Raw genomic sequence first — 19,734 nt, 5'->3', positions numbered from 1 at the left:
GCACCTGTCATCAGGGCGAAAAAAAGCCCGCCGGGTCAAGAGGGGCGGGCGAAAGAGGGCGGCTTTGATTACTCGAGTGTCCAGACATAGGCCAGCCTGGCCCACCCGGCTTCGGCGACGCCGCCATGCATCGCGGGCTGGAACGTGCATGTGCTCAGCGCGTTGATGGCGGCGCGATCGAGATCGCGCGAGCCGCTCGACGACTGGATGCGCGCATCCTGTACGCGCCCATCGGCGCCGACCAGCAGTGCCAGCGTCACGGTGCCGGTGTCGCCATTGCGCGCGGCGCGCACCGGATAAGCAGGCTTGGCGCAGCCGTTGGCGTCAGCCAGCACGGCGCTGCGCAGTTGGCCGTTATTGGTCGACGGCTGGGCAGCCGGCGCCGGTGGCGCTTCCGCTTGCAGCGGCGGGGCGGGTTCTTGTGCTGGCTCGGTGCTGGCCTGGACGGCAGGTTGAGGCGGCGGCGCGGCAATCTCGACCTCGACCTTCGGCACCACGATGTCGGGTGGCGCCGACTGGACTTGCGGCCTGGGTGGTTCGGGTGGCGGCGACGGCGGGGGTATCTCGGGGGTCATCCACACCATGGGCTCGTCAAAAATGGCGGGCAGCGAGATCGTCTTCGCATTCATGACGTGCACGACGCCCACCGCAATCAGCACGTGCAGACCGGCGACGAGTAAAAACTTGCCGGCCTTGCTGCCGACGCCATCGTGGATGTGAGAACCATGCATACCGACCTCCTGAGGATGTTGAAGGGTGCATATATACCGCTGATGGAATCAATATATGCTAGAGCCTAGCAATTTGCAAAGCTATTATGAAGTAATCTGAGTTCTATTATTGAGCGGTTTAAAGTGCGACGATGTTTCCGGCACGTCCAGCCAATGCACCGTCTCAGCGCGCATCGCATGCCGTATGCGCCTTTTTACCCATCGCTTCCCCGCCCGTTGTGTGAAATAATTCCCCTCTATTCCCGGGGCCCCATTGCCCCGGCCGTGCATGCCGCATCAGGCACCGCACGCGCAACGCATGTGCACCACAGGCCCCCGCGCCAGGAGAACAAATTGGCAGATCAGAACAAACCCATCCGCGTCATGCTGGCCGACGATCACCCCATCGTCATGACCGGTTTTGCCATGTCGCTCGAAGCGGCCGGCATGCAGGTGGTGGGCCAGGCCAAGACCCCGAGCGAGGCCACCGCGCTGTACGCGGCCGAGCAGCCCGACGTCGCCGTGCTCGACATGCGCTTCGGCACCGAGCTGACCGGCATGGATGCGGCCCAGGCCATCCTCAAGTCCGATCCGTCGGCCAAGATCGTTTTCCTGAGCCAGTTTGACCAGGATAGTCTGATCAAGGAAACCTACCGCCTCGGCGCCCACGCCTTCGTCACCAAGGATTGCGACCCGGCCGACCTGGCCACCGCCGTGCGGCACGCGCACGAGGGCAAACTGTACTTCCTGCCGCATATCGCCTCGCGCCTGGCCAGCATGGCCGTGCGCGGCGAAGTCACGCCGCAGTCGCAGCTCGACGAGCGCGGCCTGGAAATCTTCAAGTTCATGGCCGAGGGCATGACCAACGCTGAAATCGCCGAGCGGCTCGACTTGTCGACCAAGACCATCAGCAATATCAGCCAGTCGATCAAGGAAAAGCTGGGCGTGCACCGCCAGGCCAGCATCACCCTGCTGGCCGTCAAGCACGGCCTGATTGAGCCGTAACCGATGGCCAAGCTCCTGCGCCGGATGCAGAACGCTTCACGCGCGCGTTCACTGGCCCCGCTGATCGCCATGACGCTGGCATTGGCCGCCAGCGGCGCCCATGCTGTCCACGCCGCGCAAACCCCGCAGGCCACGCAAACGGAGCGCGAGCGCGAAGAAGTGCAGGGCTACCGCTTCCAGATCATCACCGGCGACGACAGCGCGGTCACGCACCGCATCGTCGACGACCTGTACAAGCGCCTGGTGCCGACGTTCGCCGCGTTTCGCACCGAGCTCGCGCAAAAGCGCCGCATGCTCTACATCGCGATCGGCCCGACCGCGCTGCGCGATGCGCTGTCGCGGCGCTGCGATTGCGTCGTCATCTCGGCCTACACGTCCAGCCAGGTATGGCGCGGCCTGACGGCGCGCCTGCCCAAGCCACGCCGCATCGCCATCACGGCGGTGTATGCCGAGCCGGCGCCGAACGACCAGATGCGCCTGGCCGAACTCGTGTACGGCCGCCCGGTGCGCGTGGGCGTGCTGCTCGGCCCCGACACCGCCTTCCTGCGCCCGGTGCTGCACGACGCCACCGAGATCCAGATGTTCACGCCGGGCGACGACCTGAATCACACGCTCAACAGCATGACGCGCGCCGAGACGCTGCTGGCGCTGCCCGACAGCGACATCTACAACGCCGAAAACGTGCGCAACATCCTGCTCTCGACCTACCGCCGCAAGCAGGGCGTGATCGGTTTTTCGGCCGACATGGTCAAGGTCGGTGCGCTGGCCACCACGTATTCGGAAGTCGAAGAGATCAACGCCCAGGTGGCCGAGCTCACGGCCGATTTCGTGCGCACCGGCGAACTGCCTGCGCCGCAGTTCCCGCGCTACTTCAGAACGATCATCAACGAAGGCGTGGCCAGCTCGCTCGACCTGCGCGTGACGGATGCTGCGCGCAACTTCGCCCGCCCAGCGCCGGCGCCGGCGGCGCGATGAACCTGCGTTTCTGGCGCGGCTGGGGTGTCGGGCGGCGCATGGCCGTCATCACGATGCTGCCGGTGATCCTGCTGTTTACGTCCTTCGTCTGGTACTCGTGGTACGCGCACCGCGCGCAGGTGGCCGAAGAGCTGGCCGAGCGTGGCCGTATTCTGGCGCGCGCGCTGTCCGAGACGTCCGAGTACAACGTCATCTCGGGCAACCTGTCCGACCTGCGCCTGACGATCAATGGCCTGGTGCAGTCCGACCGCAGCATCTACCGCGTCGACGTCATCGACGGCAGCGGGCGCGCCGCCGTGCGCGTGGTGTCCGAATCGGCCGCCGACGCCCAGTCGCACTATTACGAAGCCCCGATCCGCAAGCAGGTCGTGTGGATCAACCTGTTCTCGGACAACGGCACGCCGCACGTGTCGGCGTCGAGCGATTCGCGCCCGCCCACGCTCACCACCGAAGTGGTGGGCTGGGTGCGGGTGACGATGTCGCCGGCGAACATGATGGCCAAGCAGACCGACCGCTTCCAGATCGAGCTGTCGATGGCGGCGCTGGCGCTGGCCGCCAGCGGCATCCTGGCCTGGGTGCTGGCGCGCTCGCTGATCGTGCCGCTGCGCGAGGCGATCGGCACGCTGCGTCAGATCCGGGGCGGCAACTTCCGCGTCCATCCGCCGGTCACCACCGGTGGCGAGATCGGCGAGCTGCAATCGTCGATCGGCGAGATGTCGCTGGCGCTGGGCGAATCCAAGCGCGACCTCGAAAACAAGGTGGCCGAGCGTACGCGCGACCTGCTCGCCTCGCGCAACGAAGCGCTGCGCGCCGACGCCGACAAGCGCAAACTGATCCAGAAGGTCAACGAGATCATCGAGGACGAACGCAAGAGCATCGCGGTCGAGATCCACGACGAACTCAATGCGTCGCTGATCGCGGCGCGCCTCGAAGCGCAGGCGATCGGCCTGCTGGCGGCCAAGGCGCCGGCCGGTCCCGAGGTGGTGGAAATCAAGCGCAAATCCGAAGCGATCACCAAGCTCGCGCTCGACCTGTACGCCAACGGCCGGCGCCTGGTGCGCCGCCTGCGGCCCGAGGTGCTCGACATGCTCGGCCTGCACGGCGCGGTCGAAGAGATGGTGCGCCATTACGACACCACGTCCGGCTGCCGCTTCGACCTGCACAGCGAAGGCGACTTCGCGCGCCTGTCCAACGAGCTGGCCATTTCGGCCTACCGCATCGTGCAGGAGGCGCTGTCGAACGTCATGAAGCACGCCGCCGCGCGCTCGGCGCATGTCAGCCTGCTGCTCGACGAAGGCAAGGGCATGCTGCGCATCCGCGTGGTCGATGACGGCGCCGGCTTCGACACCGCCAGCGCCTCCGAAGGCATCGGCATCATCGGCATGCGCGAGCGCGCCTACGCGCTGCACGGCACGATCGAGGTGCGCTCGAGCCCCGGCGAAGGCACCGATGTCGCCATCGCCCTGCCGCTGACGCTGGCGCCGCCAGCAGCGGCCGCGCCCACTGCGACTGCGCCTGCCGCACCTTCCGGCGTCATCCTGTAAGCATCCTTTTTACTAGCGAAGAACACATGGCTACTGCACCCCTCACGCCCTACGAACAAGGCAATTTAAACCAGACCACCACCTGGGCCGACTGCATCGCCTGGTATCACGACCTCGCGCGCCAGTATCCGGCAGTGCTGCGCTTCGAGCAGGTGGGCGTATCCGATGCCGGCGTGCCGATCCACGCTGGTGTGGTCAGCAGTGACGGCGTGTTTGACCGCGCCGCGATCAAGGCTGCCGGGCGCGCGGTCTTCTTCAACAACAACGGCATCCACCCGGGCGAACCGGAAGGCGTCGACGGCTGCATGGCGCTGGTGCGCGACTTTTGCCTCGAGCCGGAGCGCCTGGCCGCGCTGGGTACGACCGTGTTCCTGTTCGTCCCGCTGTACAACGTCGACGGCGCCTTCAACCGCGCCGACACGTCGCGCGTGAACCAGGACGGGCCGGAGCAGTTCGGCTTTCGCGGCAACAGCCGCCACCTCGACCTGAACCGCGACTTCGTCAAGTGCGACACGCTCACGGCGCGCGTGTTCAACGAATTGTTCACGGCCTGGGACCCGGACGTGATGGTCGATACCCACACGTCCAACGGCGCCGATTACAGCTACACGATGACGCTGATCCACACGCAGGCCGACAAGCTCGGTGGTGGCCTGGGCGAGTTCCTGCGCGCCGAGATGCTGCCCGCAATGTACGCCGGCATGGATGCGCGCGGCTGGCCCACCTGCCCGTACGTGAACCCGGTGCAGGACAGCCCCGACCACGGCATCGCCGAATTCCTGGAAACCGCGCGCTTCTCGACCGGCTACGCAGCGCTGCACCACACGATCGGCTTCATGCCCGAGACGCACATGCTCAAGCCGTTCCGGGACCGCTACGAATCGATGCGCGCACTGGTCGACGTGGCGCTGGCCTTCACCGTGCAGAACGCCCCGCGCATCCAGGCGCTGCGCCGCGCGGCCAAGGACGCGGGCCGCACGCAAGCCGAGTGGCCGGTGCGCTGGAAGATGGACGAGGCCAATCCGTCGAGCTTCCGCTTCAAGGGCTACGAGGCCAAGTATAAAAAGAGCGTGCTGGGCGACTATACGCGCCTGTACTACGACCGCAGCAGCGTCTGGGAACGTGACATCGCCTACTACAACCGCTTCCCGGTGGACGTGAGTGTGCCGGCGCCGCAGGCGTACGTGGTGCCGCAGCAGTGGCGTGAAGCGATCGAGCGCCTGGAATGGAATGGCGTGCGCATGGAGCGCATCGACGCCGACCGCATGCAGCAGGTCGCGTACTACCACATCGACAGCGTGACCTCGCGCCCGACGGCGTACGAAGGCCATATGTTCCATGACGAGGTGGTGCTCGAACGGCGTCACGCCAGCGTGCAGCTGCGCGCGGGGGATGTTCTGGTGCCGCTGGACCAGGACAATGCGCGCTATGCGGTCGAGACGCTCGAGCCGCTGGCACACGACAGCTTCTTCCGCTGGGGCTTCTTCAACAGCGTGCTGGAAAAGAAGGAAGCGTATTCGGAATATGTGTTCGAGGACGAGGCCGAGCGGCTGCTGGCGCAGGAGCCGGAATTGGCAGCGAAGTTCGAACAGTGGAAGAGCGAGCATTCCGGCTTGCTGACCAATCAGGAAGCGGTGCTGGACTTCATCTTCGCCAACTGCGCGCGCTACCGCGAGCCGGAATGGCGCCGGTATCCGGTGTTCATGATCGAGCGTTGAACAGCGCGTTGAACCGTACGGTGGACGGCCTGGCCGTCCACCGTGAAGGAGTTACTTCGACGCTGCAATCCAGCGATCGACTTTCGCCTCCAGCACCGCCAGCGGCAGCGTGCCTTCATCCAGAACGACGCGGTGGAATGCCGGCAGATTGAACTTGTCGCCCAGTGCCGCCTGCGCACGCTGACGCAGTTCCATGATCTTCAGGGCGCCGATCTTGTACGCCAGCGCCTGGCCCGGCATGACCATGTAGCGCTCGATCTGGGCGCGCGCTTCCAGTTCCGAGTAGCCCAGCGTTTCACGGAAGTACGTGATCGCCTGGTCGCGGCTCCAGCCCTTGGTGTGCATCCCGGTGTCGACCACCAGGCGCGCGGCGCGCAGCATCTCGTCGTTCAGGTGGCCGAAATAGTCTTCCGGCTTGTCGAACAGGCCCATCTCCTTGCCCAGCGTCTCGGCGTACAGCGCCCAGCCTTCGGTGAACGCCGTGTTGCCGCCGAACTTGCGGAAGTTCGGCAGGCCCAGCTCCTGGGTCAGCGCGATATGGAAGTGGTGGCCCGGCTGGCCTTCATGCAGGTACAGCGTGACCATGCCGGTGCTGCCGTACTTGGTCGGGTCGTTCACCACCGACCAGAACACGCCCGGCCGCGAACCATCGGCCGCCGGTGACGAGTAATGGTCCGACGCTGTCTCGCGCGTCAGTTCCGGTTCCAGGCGCACTTCGAGCGGCGCCTTCGGCATCAGCGAGAACAGCTTCGGCAGCTTGGTGCGCACGTCGGCGTCGATCTTTTCGAACACGGCGATTACCTGCGCATCCGACGTGAACGGCTTGTACTTCGGCTGCTCCGACACCCAGCGCGGCAGGCCGGCCGCAGGACCGGTGTACCCCATCTTCGGGCCGATCTTGCCGTATTCGCCCTGGATGCGCGCCACTTCCTTCTGGCCGATCTCGTGGATCTGTCCGGGCGTCAGGCTCGTCGTGGTCATCGCGGCCACACGCGCCTTGTACCACTCGGCGCCATTCGGCAGTGCGCCCCAGCCGGCCGTCGTGCGGGTGGCCGGCAGGTAGTCCTTCTCGACATACGTAGCCAGGCGCGCCAGCGCCGGATTGAGCTTGTCAGCGATCGTCTTGCGGTACGACGCGGTCAGCTTGGTCTTGTCGGCGTTCGAGAAGCCCGCCGGCAGCGCCTTGATCGGGCTGTAGAAGATGCTGGTTTCGGGCGTGGCCGCGACCAGTGCCTTCAGTTGCGGCAGCAGCGACAGCATCGGCTCGCGAGGATGCACGACGCCGCGCTTGACGCCTTCGCGCATATTGGCAATCGCCTGGTCGATGTAGGCGACCATCTGGTCCAGGCGGCTCAGGTAATTGCGGTAATCCTGCGGCGTGGCAAGGGGCTGCGCGCCCTGGCCGCCGGCGTAGTTGGCCATGAAGACCGGCATGTTGAACATCTGGTCCACCGGCAGCAGGTGCTCGGGGAAGGCGCCCAGGCGCAGCGCGGTCTCGAGCTCGAACTTGACGATGTCGTAGCTGGCCTGGTCGCGGGGATTGAGGCGCTCGCGCGGGATCGTGCCCAGGCGTTTCAGGTAGCCGCGGTACAGCGCAAACTGGGCGTCGCGGTTTTTCGGCGCGATCGGCAGGCCAAGCTGGCCATCGAAACGGCCGTCGCCGGACTCGGTCGCCCAGACCGGCTCGAAGCGCGCGTAGGCGTCGTAGTACTCGTCGACCAGCTTGTTGATGGCTTTGCCGGCCTGGGTGTCGGCAGCCGATGCCGATGCAGATGCAGGGGCCGTGACCTGCGCAGCGCCGGCACTGGCGCACAGGAGCAGGGCGGCCGTGGCCAGCACGCCGGTTTTGAAGAATGGGTTCATCGTGTTCGAAGTCCTGGTAAAGAATCAGTAACTGGCCAGCGGCGTGAGGGCGCCGTTCTTGAAGGTGTAGACCGTGACGGCCGTTTTCTTCAGATTGCCCTTGGGGTCATAGCCATAGGTGCCAACCACGCCCTGGTAGCTGATCGTGTGCATCGCAACGCCAACTGCCTTGGCATCGACCGTCTTGGCCGACTGGATCGCCTGCGCGATGAACTTGGTCTGGTCGTAGAACGATGGCGCATACACGTCCGGCTCGCGCCCGAAGCGCTTCTTGTAGCCGGCCAGGAAGGCCGCGCCGCCCGGCTGTTTGGCGACGATCGCGCCGGCCTGTGCGCAGCGCACGTTCTCGCCGACCGCGGCGCCGCCGAGTCTTGCCATCTCGGGGCTGCATAGCGTGTCGCCGCCCAGCAGCGGCACGTTCAGGCCGAGCTGCTTCATCTGGCGCACCATCGGCGCGGCCTGCGGGGCGTAGCCGCCGTAGAAGATGGCGTCGACTTTCTTGGCGCGCAGCGCGGTGAGAATCGCGGCGAAGTCGCTGGCCTTGTCGTTGGTGAACTCGTGGCCCGCGACCTTGATGCCGGCCTGCTGCGCCTGGCGCTTGAACTCCATCGCGATGCCCTGGCCGAACGCCGTGCGATCGTCGATCACGCCGATGTTCTTGATCTTGAGTTCCTTGGCCGCATAACCGGCGACCGAGGCGCCCACCTGCGTGTCGCTCGCGACGATGCGAAACACGGTGGGGTAGCCGCTGGCGGTGATCTTGGGATTGGTGCCGACCGTCGACATCAGGATGCCGCTGTCGTTGTAGACGCGCGAGGCGGGAATCGCCACGCCCGAGTTGTACGGGCCGAGCACGAACTTGACGCCGGCGTCGGCAAATTTCTGGGCCACGGTCACGCCCTGTTTCGGGTCGCCCGCGTCGTCTTCGGATTGCATCACGAAGCGCAGCACGTTGGCGCCGATCTGGATCTTCTGTGCGTTGAGCTCTTCGATGGCCATGCGCACGCCGTTTTCATTGTCCTTGCCGGCAAACGCATTGGCGCCTGACAGCGGACCGCTGACGCCGATCTTGACGACCTGCTCGGCAGCGTGCGCGTGCACGCCGATGGTGGCAATCAGTGCGGCCAGCGCCAGCGGCGCCATGGTGATTTTCGATGGCATTGACTCAGTCTCCCGTTGATGTGGACGGGCGCCATCATCGCACGATTCGGGCGCGCGGCGAAAGCGCACGACGCCTGTAAAGACTCAGGCTGGCGTGCCGTGCGAGATCAGTTCGAGGGGCAGGGCGGTGGTGGACTTGATCTGTTCCATCGAGAACGCCGACGACACGCCGGTCAGGCGCGCGGTCTTGATCAGCTTTTTATAGAAGCGGTCGTAGCCGGCGATATCGGTGGTGACGACCTTGAGCAGGTAATCGACGTCGCCGCTCATGCGATGAAATTCCAGCACCTCGGGCAGCGCGATCACGGCTGCGGCAAAGCGCGCCAGCCATTTTTCATCGTGTTCGGGGGTCTTGACGCTGACGAATACGGTGACCGGCAAGCCGACCTTTTCGCGATTGACGATGCTGACGCGGCTTTCGATGAAGCCTTCTTCTTCCAGGCGCTTGACGCGTTTCCAGCAAGGCGTGCTGGACAACCCCACCTTTTCGCTCAGGCCCGAAATGGACAAAGTGGCATCCGCCTGCAGGGCAGCGAGGATCGCGCAATCAAACTTGTCGAGTGAATTCATATTCCGCATTGCTGATTATAAGAATAATTATCCTACTGTTTGATTGAAAACCAGAAAGTTTAGGACGTATTGACCGTCTTTAGCTCGTACCATATTACTGGACAATAACATGTTGTGCGACACCTTTTTTATATTTTTGGCACCTATTCATGCAGACCGAAATTTACCTCGACACCAATGCCACGTCCCCGGTATTGCCCGCCGCCGCCGCCGCCGCCATGGCCGCCATGCAGGACGGCTTCGGCAATCCGAGCAGCAGCCATGCAACGGGCCTGCGCGCCCGGGCGTTGCGCGAGAGTGTGCGCGCCAGTGCGGGCCGGGTGGTCGGCGCCGGGGACGGCCGGTTGATGTTCAACAGCGGCGCCACCGAAGGCATCCAGACGGCCGTGCTCTCGGCCCTGTGCGCGGTGCGCGAGCGGCGCGCGCGTGGTGAAGCCTGCGGCGACATCGTCCTGATCGGCGCCACCGAGCACAAGGCGATACCCGAAAGTCTGGCGCACTGGAACCGGCTGCTGGGTACGAACCTCGAACTGCGCATGCTGCCGGTCGATGGCGATGGCCACCACCGGCTCGATGTACTGCGTGCGCTGGCGCCGCGCGCAGCGCTGGTGTGCACGATGGCGGCGAACAATGAAACGGGCGTCGTGTCCGACCTGCGCGGCATCGAGGCAGTGTTGCGCGATGCCGGCAGCGACGCACTGTGGCTGGTCGATTGCGTGCAGGCGCTGGGCAAGCTCCCGCTCGACCTGACCGCGAGCCGTATCGACTACGCGCCGTTTTCGGGGCACAAGCTGTATGCGCCGAAAGGCATCGGCATGCTGTACGTGCGCCGCGGCGCGCCGTACACGCCGCTGATGTGCGGCGGCGGGCAAGAAGACGGCCAGCGTTCCGGCACCGAAAACATGGCCGGCATTGCGGCGCTGGGCGCCGTGTTCTCCGCGCTGGAGCGGGGCGACACGTTCCGCGACGGCGCCGCGCTGCTGGCGTGCCGCGCGCGCCTGGTGGCGGCGCTCGAAGCAGCCTTGCCCGGCATCATGTTCAATGCGCCCCTGGCGCTAGCGCTTCCCACGACCATCAATTTTTCGGTGCCGGATGTGGCCAGCGCCACGCTGCTCGACCTGTTCGATGCCGCCGGCATGCGCGTCAGCGCCGGCTCGGCCTGTTCGGCGGGGAAGGCCGGATCGAGTTACGTGCTCGATGCGATGGGCGTGCCGGCCTGGCGCAGCGCGGCGGCGGTGCGCCTGTCGTTTGGCGCGCTGCTTGACGATGCGTCGCTCGACCTGGCCTGTGAGCGCATCGCGCGCTGCGGCGCCGCGCTGGCCGCGCCGATGCCTGTGGCAGGCGCCGAGCCGGCGATTGATGGCGCCATCGACAGCGCAATGCTGGTGGCGGCCGATGCCGCCGGCGACTGGCTTGCCGCGCATCCGGACGCGATCGTGATCGATGTGCGCGACCTGCGCGAGCACAGCGTCGCGGGCACGGTCCGCCTGCATGGCCGCGCGGTATGCAACGTGCCGCTGGCGTGCGTTGCCGACGAGGCGCCCCAGTGGCTTGGCGCGACGGCGCCGCTGCTGTTTGTCTGCCGCAGCGGCGCACGCAGTGCCCGCGCGGCGCAAGCCTTGCGCGCCATGGGCCATCAGGGCGCCTGGTCACTGGTGGGCGGATTCGCGCTCGTTATCTGATCTCGGGTAGGATAGCCCCGATGCCCGTGCATCGGTGGGGTGTGTTCGTCAGCGCACAGTAACGACGCTGGTCTTTGCCTAGCATGAGATCAGCCGTGCGCGCTCAGCGTTTTCTGCCCTGATCCGTCCCGGACGCCACTGTGCTCCAGCGGTCTGCTGCGCACGCTCAGTCCCGAGGCCCCGTTGAACGTCAAGAACCACAACCTGCCCGCCGGGCAGCGCACGCCGCATGATGCGGCGCGCGCGACCGGCGACGATGCGCCATGGCGCGCAGCACCTCTCGGCGCGCTTCAGCGCGCGGAACACGCACGCCAGTTGGCGGCGCGCCACGTACTGCAACCCACCACGGCCGGCAAGGGCGGCGCCCAGGCCCTGCGCGCCCTCCTGGGCACGGATGCCGACGCCATCGCGGCCTCGTGCGACGCGCTCGACGAGGCCGCCCGCACCGGCTTCGCGCTGCCGCCTGCCGGTGCACGCCTGCTTGACCAGCACCATCTGCTCGACGCCCAGATACGTCTGGTGCGCGCCGGCTTGCGGCCGGTCGCCGCGACCTTGCCGACACTGGCCCCGGATGGCGCCGTGCGCGCCTGGCGCCTGGTGCTCGATGTGGTAGCGCATGGCGATGGCCGCATCGACGCCGGGGAACTGGCCTTGTTCGTGGCCGCTTACCAGGAAGGCTCGCAAAGCGCAGCGCTGCGCATCGCCGAACTGGATGCGCTGCCGGCGCTCCTGCGCCTGGCCCTGATCGACAACCTGCGGCGCCTGGCTGCGCGCGCGGCGCGTGCCTGCGCCGCGCATGAGCAGGCCGCCGGGTGGGCCGTGCGCCTGCTGGATACGGCAGAGACGCGGCCCGGTGACCTGATCCTGCTGGTGGCCGACATGATGCGCAGCGTCGAGGCCAATGACAGCTTCATTGCCGAACTGGCGCGGCGCCTGCACGGCCGCGGCGGCGCCGTGAGCCAGGTACTGGACTGGCTCGACGCGCGCCTGGCCGATGCCGACAGCAGCATCGCGCAGCACACGCAGCGCGAACACAGCGAACAGGCCGAGGATGCCATCTCGGCCGGCAACACGCTGGCCAGCCTTCGCCTGCTGGGCGGGATCGACTGGCGCGCCTTCGCCGAGGCGCACGGCGCCGTCGACGCGCTGCTGCGCACCGACCCGGATGGCAGTTACGCCGCCATGGACGGCGCCACGCGCGACAGCTACCGGCACGCCATTGCACGCCGCGCCCGGGCTGCCAAAGTCGATGAAGTCGAGGTCGCGCGCGACGCGCTGACGCAGGCCGGCACGCACCGCGCGCCGGGCGAAGGTGGCCTGGACGTGCGCACCCGCCACGTCGGCCACTACCTGCCAGCGCTGGCGCACAAGGCGCCGGTTGCCACGCGCATTGGCGCAACCGCGGTCCTGACACTGCTGCTGACAATCGCCATCCTCGTGCACGCACGCCAGGGCGATGCCGGCGCCTGGTTGCTGGCGCTGATTGGCCTGCTGGCGCTGCCCGGGGCGAGCGCGCTGGCGCTGTCCCTGGTGCGCATGATGGAACGCTGGCGCATCCCGCCTGTCACCACGCCGCGCATGGATTTCAGTGCCGGCATTCCCGACACCTCCCGCACCGTCGTCGCCGTCTGCGCGCAAGCGGGTGACGCTGCCGCGACCGAACGGCTGCGCGAAGAGCTCGAGGTGCGCTACCTCGGCAACCGTGACCCGAACCTGCGCTTTTGCCTGCTGCTCGACCTGCCCGATGCCGCCAGCGAAACGCTGCCGACGGACGACGCATCGCTGGCGCAGGCACGCACTGCCATCGAGGCGTTGAACACCCGGTACGCCCCTGACGGTGACGGGCCATTCATGCTCCTGGCGCGGCCACGCACCTGGAGCGTCGACCAGCAAGCCTGGATCGGCCAGGAACGCCAGCGCGGCCAGATCGCCGACCTGAATTCGTGGCTGTGCGGCGCGCGTGAACGCTTCCTGCTCACCGCCGGCAATACCGGCGCCGGCGCCGCGATGCGCTACGTGATTGCACTGGACGCCAACGCCGGCCTGCCGCGCGACGCGGCGCGCAGCCTGGTGGCTGCGATGGCGCACCCGCTGCACCAGCCGGTGCAGGACGACAGCGGTCGCGTGCTCGAAGGACACGGCATGCTGCTGCCAGCACGTGGTCCCGCGCCACCAGGCCATCGCGCGCCGCGCTTTGCCCGCATGGGCGGGGCCGCGCTGGATGCGCGCTACGGTTGGGTCGCGATCCATGATGTCGATGCCTGGCGCCGCGCCTGCGGCGACGTCGTGCACGATGACGGGCGGGCCTGGCCCGGCGCCGTCGAGCGCGATCGCCTGCGTGCTGGCCGCGTGGCGGACCTGCGCGTGGACGCACTGCGCCCATCCAACTATGGCGAATACATGCTGCGCCGGCACCGCGCCGTGCGCGCGGCCTGGCAATCGGTGCAGCGCCTCGGTCGCGGCCCCGATTACCTCGAGTACGCGCCTGCGCGCTGGATGCTGTTCGACCAGCTGCGCGCGAGTCTCGTCGCGCCGGCGTCCCTCGCCTTGCTGATCCTGTGCTGGAGCCTGCTGGCCGCGCCCGTGTTCTGGACCGCGGCGGTGCTGGCGGTCGTGTTCGTGCCGGCGCTGGTGGGCATGCTGGTGGCGCTGGGAGACCGGCCGCTCGACGCACCATGGCGCCAGCACCTGGACGGCTGGGTGCGCGGCGCGCGCCTGACGCTCACGCGCAGTGCCTTGTGGGCAGCCTTCCTGCCGCATGCGGCGCTGGTCGATGGCCATGCCCTCGTGCGGGGGCTGTGGCGCCGGTACGTGACGCAGCGCGGCTTGCTCGACACGCAGGCGGCGGCGGTCCCGGGCCGCTCGCTGGAAATCAGCGGCCGCGCCATGTGGTTCCCGCCGTTGCTGGCGATGGGCACTGCCATGCTGGTGAGCTTTGCCAACCCGTACGCCTTGTTCGCCACGGCGCCGATGCTGCTGGTGTGGTTCCTGTCGCCGGTGCTGGCCTGGTGGACGGGGCACGTAACCCGCCGCAGCGCGCGCCTCGCGCCGGTGCAGGATCAGTTCTTGCGCGCGCTGGCGCGCCGCACCTGGGGCTTTTTCGAACGCCACGGCGCCGATGGCCATGGGCTGGCGCCGCACGCCGTGCTCGAACATCCCGAGCCCGCGGTCGATGCACGGGTCTCGCCCGACGGGATCGGCCTTGGCCTGCTGGCCACGCTGAGCGCGCGCGACTTCGGCTTCCTGCCACTGGAGGGACTGCTGGAACGCAGCGAGCGCGCGTTTGCTTCGCTGGCGCTGCTCGAACGGTGGAACGGCCATCTGCTGCAGTGGTATGACGGCGCCACGCTGGCCCCTCTCGAGCCACATCATGTCGATACCGGCGCCAGCGGCAGCCTGGTGCTGGCGCTGCGCACCTTTGCCGTTGGCATGGACGAATTGCTGGATCAGCCGATCGCCGGCGCTGCGCCGGACGGCATCCGCGCCACGCTGCTGGTCGTGCGCGAGCACGCGCATGGCGCGCCAGCGTCATTCCTGGATGCGCTGGACGAGATGGATGGCGCGCTGACGCCCGAGCGCTGCCGCGCTCTCGATACGCTGCCCGGCCTTGCCGATTGCCTGCGCCTGGCGCTGGTCAATGCCGAACGCCTGATGGCAAGTCTTCCCGAGGATGCAGCGGCAGAGCCGGCGCTGTTCGCCTGGGTCGAGCGCCTGCATGCCGGCTGCGCCGCGCAGCTGGACGACCTGTATGCGCTGGCGCCGTGGATGCGCGCCGTTCAGGAATACGTCCTCGGCGCCAGCCTGACCCGGATCCCGACACTGCGCGAACTGGCGCAGCTCGACGCCCCGGCAACGGGTGGCGCCGGCCTGGCTGCCCTGGTGGAAGCGGGCCGCGCTTGCGCGCAGGAGCGCATCGAGCGGCTGACCGCCCTGGCCGCTGCGGCGCGCGACGCCGCGCGCATGGACTTCGGCGCGCTGGTCGATCCCGCCACCGGCCAGCTGGCCGTCGGCTACCACGTGCGCGACAAGCGCCTGGATGGCGACAGTTGTGACTTGCTGGCGTCGGAGTCGCGCATGGCCAGTTTTGCCGCCGTGGCCCAGGACCAGCTGCCGCAGCAGCACTGGTGGTCATTAGGCCGCCCACAGCGCATGGCTGGTGGAAGCACGCTGCTGCTGTCGCGCCGTGGCGCCATGGCCGATCTGCTGGCGCCGCAACTCTGGATGCCGGTCTGGCGCGACACACTGCTCGACGCCGCCGCCCGCGCGCTGGTGCGCGCCCAGGCTGCACATGCCAGAAGCAGGGACGTGCTGTGGGGCTTTTCGCCATCCCGTTGCAATGCCGTGGACGCCGCTGCGCGCTACCGCTCCGGCCAGTTCGGCTTGCCCGCCGCCGCGCTGCAGCGCCAGCGTGATGACGACCTGGTGGCCGCGCCGTACGCCGCTGCGCTGGCGCTGGGCGTGACGCCGGGCCTGGCCAGCACCAATCTGCGCGCTTTTGCAGCGCACGGCATGCTGGGCGAACTCGGATTGTATGAAGCGCTCGACTACGCACCAAGCCGTTTGCCGCAAGGCGAGCGCCAGGTCGTCGTGCGGGCCTACGCCGCGCGCCACCAAGCGATGCTGCTGCTGGCGCTGGCCCGCCATCTGCTGGGCGAACCGATGCAGCGCCGCTTCTGCCGCGATCCCGAATTCCGGGCCGCGCTGCCCTTGCTGCAAGAACCGGTGCCGGTCTCCGGCGCAGCCGCCGAACGCCGCTACACCGGCGCGGCGACGGCCAGCCAGAGCGTGACGGCGCGCCCGTATGCGCGCGTCATCGGGAGTGAGCCCCCGGTACTGCCCGAAGTCCAGCTGCTGTCCAATGGCCGCCATCACCTGGTCGTGGCCAGCGATGGCACTGGCGCCAGCCGCTGGGATGACAAGCAGATCACCCGCACCGGCATCGGCGAGACCGGTTTGACATGCCATGTGCGCGACGTCGCATCCGGCCAGGTCTGGCCGGGCCTGTTGCCAGAGAGCGAGCGCGAAACGGTGTTCTCCGAGGGCCGGGCCAGCGTGCGCTGTCTGGACAACGGGCTGGCCATGCACACCGATATCGTGGTGGCGCCGGACGACGACGTCGAGCTGCGCCGCATCCGCATCGTCAATCAGGGCCTGCAGCCGCTGACGCTCGAGCTGACCAGCAGCGTGGCGCTGGCCGGGCCGGCGCTCGAGCCGGGCGGCCGCAGTCACATCATGATCGAATTCGACGCCCCGCACGACAGCCTGCTGTGCGTCACGGCGGCCGATGCGCCCGTCGTCATGCACCGCATGGCAGTGCGCGACATCGCGCCCGCCGTGACGGTGGAAACGGACCGCGCGCGCTTCATCGGCCGCGGCCACGATCTGCGCGCGCCGCAGGCCATCGGCGCCGGCGGCGCGCTGCCCGGCCTCGTCGCCGAACCGGATGACGCGTTGCTGGCCTTGCGCCGCACCGTCACGCTGGCGCCGCAACAAGAGATCACGGTCGACCTGGTGCTGGGCGTTGCCGCCAGCCGGGCGATGGCGCGTGAACTGGCGGCCCGCTACAGCGCCGGCCATGCGGTCGACCGCGCGATCGACGCGGCCTGGACCCAGGCCCAGGCCTTCCTGCGCCGCATGGACGTGAGCGAAGCCGATGCGCAGCTGTGCAACCGCCTGGCCGGTTGCCTGCTGCAGCCGGTACCGGCCCTGCGCGCCGACCCGGCCGTCATCGCGCGCAATGTGCGCGGCCGCGCCGACCTGCTCGCATATGGCATCGATGGCGTGCAGCCGGTGCTGCTGCTCCAGCTGGCCGACGGTCCGGACACCGGCCTGGCACGCCAGGTGCTGCAGGCGCATACCTACTGGCGCAACCGCGGCTTCGCGGTCGACCTGCTGGTCCTGTGCGACAGCCGCGCCGTGCGCGAAGGGGTTATGACGCTGGCGATGGCGTTGGTCGACCCGGACACCTTCGACGCGCCGGGCGGCGTACACCTGTTCCTGCGCGAAGACGTCGCGCAGGAAGACCGCATCCTGCTGCGCTCGAGCGCAAGCGTGCTGCTGCTGTCCGGCCGGGGCGACCTGGCCGACCAGTTGCGCCGCGCCGCACGGCCCGGCGCCGCCCTGCCGTCGCCGCTGGTGGCCGGTGAAACGACGCCGTGGATGACGGAAGCACTGCCCACCGTGCAGCCTGAGCGCCTGTTCGACAATGGCATCGGCGGCTTCACGCCCGATGGCCGTGAATACGAGGTGCGCAGCAGCGCCGCAGCGCCGGTGCCGCAGGCGCCCTGGGTCAACCTGCTGGCCAACCCCGGCTTCGGATCGGTGGTCTCGGAACGGGGCCATGCCGTCACCTGGAGCGGGACGCGCGCTGCGCGCCTGAGCGCCGGCGGCGACGATGTCACACCGCAGGATGGCGAAGCGTTCTATCTGCGCGACGAAGACAGCGGCGCCTTCTGGTCGCCCACGCCGTGGCCGGCGCCATCGCCGGAACCCTACCTGACCCGGCACGGCGTCGGCTACACCGTGTTCGAACACGGCGCGCATGGCATCCATTCGGCGCTGCGCTGCTTCGTGGCGCCGGATCTGCCCATCAAATACAGCGTGCTCCGGCTGCGCAACGACAGCGATGCGCCGCGTCGCCTGAGCGTGACCGGATTCGTGGCATGGCAGCTCGACAGCGTCGACGCCACGCCTGGCCTGCAGGTCGTCACCGGCATTGACCTGGCCAGCGGCGCGCTGTTCGCGCGCAATGCGTTCAGCGACGATTTCCGCGATCAGGTGGGGTTCTTCCATGTCGACGCCGAAGACGTCGCCGCAACCTGCGACCGCGATGAATTCATCGGCCGCCAGGGCAGCATCGCGCAGCCGGCGGCGATGGGCCGCAGCAGCCTGTCCGGCGCCAGCGGCGCAGGGCGCACACCATGCGCGGCCCTGCAAACGGCGATCACGCTGGCGCCGGGCGAAGAGCGCGAACTGGTGTTCGTGCTGGGCGTGGCCCGTCCCGGCACGCTCGACGCCAGCCGCGAGGTGCAACTGCACGGTGGCGCGCGCGCCGCTGCTGCCGCGTGGGAGCGCCTGCACAACTGGTGGAATGGCACGCTCGGCGCGGTGCAACTGCACTCGCCCGACGCATCGCTCGACCTGCGCGTGAACACCTGGCTGCCGTATCAGGCGATCAGCGCGGCGTGGGGCGAGCGTTGTCCCGCCACGCGCCTGCAGTCGCTGCTCGCCAGCGTGCATGCCCGGCCTGAGCTCCTGCGCGACGCGTTGCTGCAGGCGGCGCGCGACTTCGCCACGGCGCAGTCCAACCTGCCGGCGCCCGCGGTCGACGATTTCCTGTGGCTCCCCCATGTGCTGACGCACTACCTGGCCGTCACGGGCGACTCCGCACTGCTGGCCGTGCTGCCATTCGGCGCCGATCCCGGCGACGCCACGCGGCTGGCCGCCGGGGACGACCTGTACCAGCACTGCGTGCACGGCCTGCGCGGCTGCCTGCGCTTCGGCCAGCGCGGCCTGCCGCTGGCGGCGGCGCGCCTGCACGACGATGACGCCACGGGCCGTGTCGAAAGCGTGCGCACGGGCTTTTTCATGGCCACCGTGCTGCAGCGCTTCGCCGATGTGGCGGACCGGCGCGGTGACTTCGGTTTTGCCACCACCTGCCGCGGCGCCGCGCTGGCGCTCAGGGCGCAGTGCGAAGAACATGGCTGGGACGGCGACTGGTACCGCTGGACGTGGCTGGACAGCCGCAATGCACTCGGCTCGATCGCCAACGCTGCCTGCCGCGTCGAGTTGTCGACCCAGGGCTGGGCGGTGCAGGCCGACGCCGAACACGGTGCGGCCGCTTTGCGCGCCGCAGCGCTGCGCCTGGTCGATGAGGCGCACGGTGTCACGCTGCTATGCGATCCGGCGGTCGACGGGCACTGGAGCGAGCGCGTCGTGGCCAGCCCCGGCCAGGACCACGGCGCCGTCGCGCTGGCGGCGACGGGCTTTGCGCGGCTGGGCGACGCCGGCCGCGCGTGGCAACTGGCCGACATGCTCGATCCGCTGGCGCCGACCCTGGCGCCGGACCGCACGGCCGGTCACAGCGCGCCGCCATACTTCCTCGCGGGCGGCGTGCGCACGGTGGCGCCGCACATCGGCCGCGCCATCGGCGGCTTGCACACCGCCTCGGCCGGGGCCACCTGGCTGCTGGCGATCGAAGCGCTGCTGGGCGTGGAGCGCAACGGCGCGCGCCTGCACCTGACGCCGCACCTGGCGCCGGGCTGGGAAGGTTTCAGCCTGCGCTATCGTTATCACAGCGCGTTCTACGAGATCACCGTGCACGCGGGCGACGGGATGGAAGGCCTGCTGCTCGATGGCCAGCCATGCCCTGACTGGACGTTCGAGATGCAGGATGACCGGCGCGATCACCGGGTGGAGCTGTGGATCGCGGGGACGCCGGCCGGCGCCTAGGGCCAGCGTGCGGTGCGTGGCGGCCCAGCCACAGCCGGCGCTGAAAATCGCCGGG

General features: G+C 68.4%; 10 protein-coding genes. 6 read left to right on the top strand and 4 right to left on the bottom strand.

The window, feature by feature from the left end:
• Positions 1-68 precede the first annotated feature (68 nt).
• Complete coding sequence (locus AC56LV_RS13125) at positions 69-731, bottom strand: energy transducer TonB (RefSeq protein WP_499558228.1); 663 nt, start codon at positions 729-731, stop codon at positions 69-71.
• A gap of 333 nt (positions 732-1,064) precedes the next feature.
• On the opposite strand from AC56LV_RS13125, the gene AC56LV_RS13120 reads away from it, so the two are divergent.
• Genes AC56LV_RS13120 through AC56LV_RS13105 form a run of 4 tightly spaced genes read left to right on the top strand, consistent with a single transcriptional unit; the run spans position 1,065 to position 5,952 of the window.
• Entirely contained in the window at positions 1,065-1,715 is a 651-nt protein-coding gene (locus AC56LV_RS13120) for a response regulator (protein WP_183554407.1), read from the top strand.
• A 3-nt stretch (positions 1,716-1,718) separates the two neighbouring features.
• The gene (locus AC56LV_RS13115) at positions 1,719-2,690 is read left to right on the top strand and encodes a hypothetical protein (protein ID WP_499558226.1); all 972 of its coding nucleotides are present in this window, start codon (positions 1,719-1,721) and stop codon (positions 2,688-2,690) included.
• Positions 2,687-4,234, top strand: a complete 1,548-nt coding sequence (locus tag AC56LV_RS13110; RefSeq protein ID WP_499500440.1) for a sensor histidine kinase — start codon at positions 2,687-2,689, stop codon at positions 4,232-4,234. Before AC56LV_RS13115 ends, AC56LV_RS13110 begins: the two co-directional genes overlap by 4 nt.
• Before the next feature lie 26 nt (positions 4,235-4,260).
• The gene (locus tag AC56LV_RS13105) at positions 4,261-5,952 is read left to right on the top strand and encodes a M14 family zinc carboxypeptidase (RefSeq protein ID WP_499558224.1); all 1,692 of its coding nucleotides are present in this window, start codon (positions 4,261-4,263) and stop codon (positions 5,950-5,952) included.
• A gap of 51 nt (positions 5,953-6,003) precedes the next feature.
• Here the strand turns inward: AC56LV_RS13105 and AC56LV_RS13100 are convergent, their stop codons facing one another.
• The 3 genes from AC56LV_RS13100 to AC56LV_RS13090 form a co-directional block, all read right to left on the bottom strand.
• Entirely contained in the window at positions 6,004-7,815 is a 1,812-nt protein-coding gene (locus AC56LV_RS13100) for a DUF885 domain-containing protein (RefSeq protein ID WP_499558222.1), read from the bottom strand.
• A gap of 24 nt (positions 7,816-7,839) precedes the next feature.
• Entirely contained in the window at positions 7,840-8,976 is a 1,137-nt protein-coding gene (locus AC56LV_RS13095) for a branched-chain amino acid ABC transporter substrate-binding protein (protein WP_499558220.1), read from the bottom strand.
• Positions 8,977-9,060: 84 nt separating this feature from the next.
• Entirely contained in the window at positions 9,061-9,546 is a 486-nt protein-coding gene (locus tag AC56LV_RS13090; protein WP_183554394.1) for an Lrp/AsnC family transcriptional regulator, read from the bottom strand.
• Between the two features lie 149 nt (positions 9,547-9,695).
• On the opposite strand from AC56LV_RS13090, the gene AC56LV_RS13085 reads away from it, so the two are divergent.
• Both AC56LV_RS13085 and AC56LV_RS13080 read left to right on the top strand, forming a co-directional pair.
• Positions 9,696-11,228: an aminotransferase class V-fold PLP-dependent enzyme gene (locus AC56LV_RS13085; RefSeq protein WP_499558219.1), complete on the top strand. Its 1,533-nt coding sequence runs from the start codon at positions 9,696-9,698 to the stop codon at positions 11,226-11,228.
• Between the two features lie 183 nt (positions 11,229-11,411).
• Entirely contained in the window at positions 11,412-19,679 is an 8,268-nt protein-coding gene (locus AC56LV_RS13080; protein WP_499558217.1) for a GH36-type glycosyl hydrolase domain-containing protein, read from the top strand.
• Positions 19,680-19,734: the final 55 nt, after the last annotated feature.

The sequence above is a fragment of the Telluria sp. RB2R28 genome (assembly GCF_059685835.1).
This window is presented reverse-complemented; position numbering and strand designations above follow the sequence as displayed.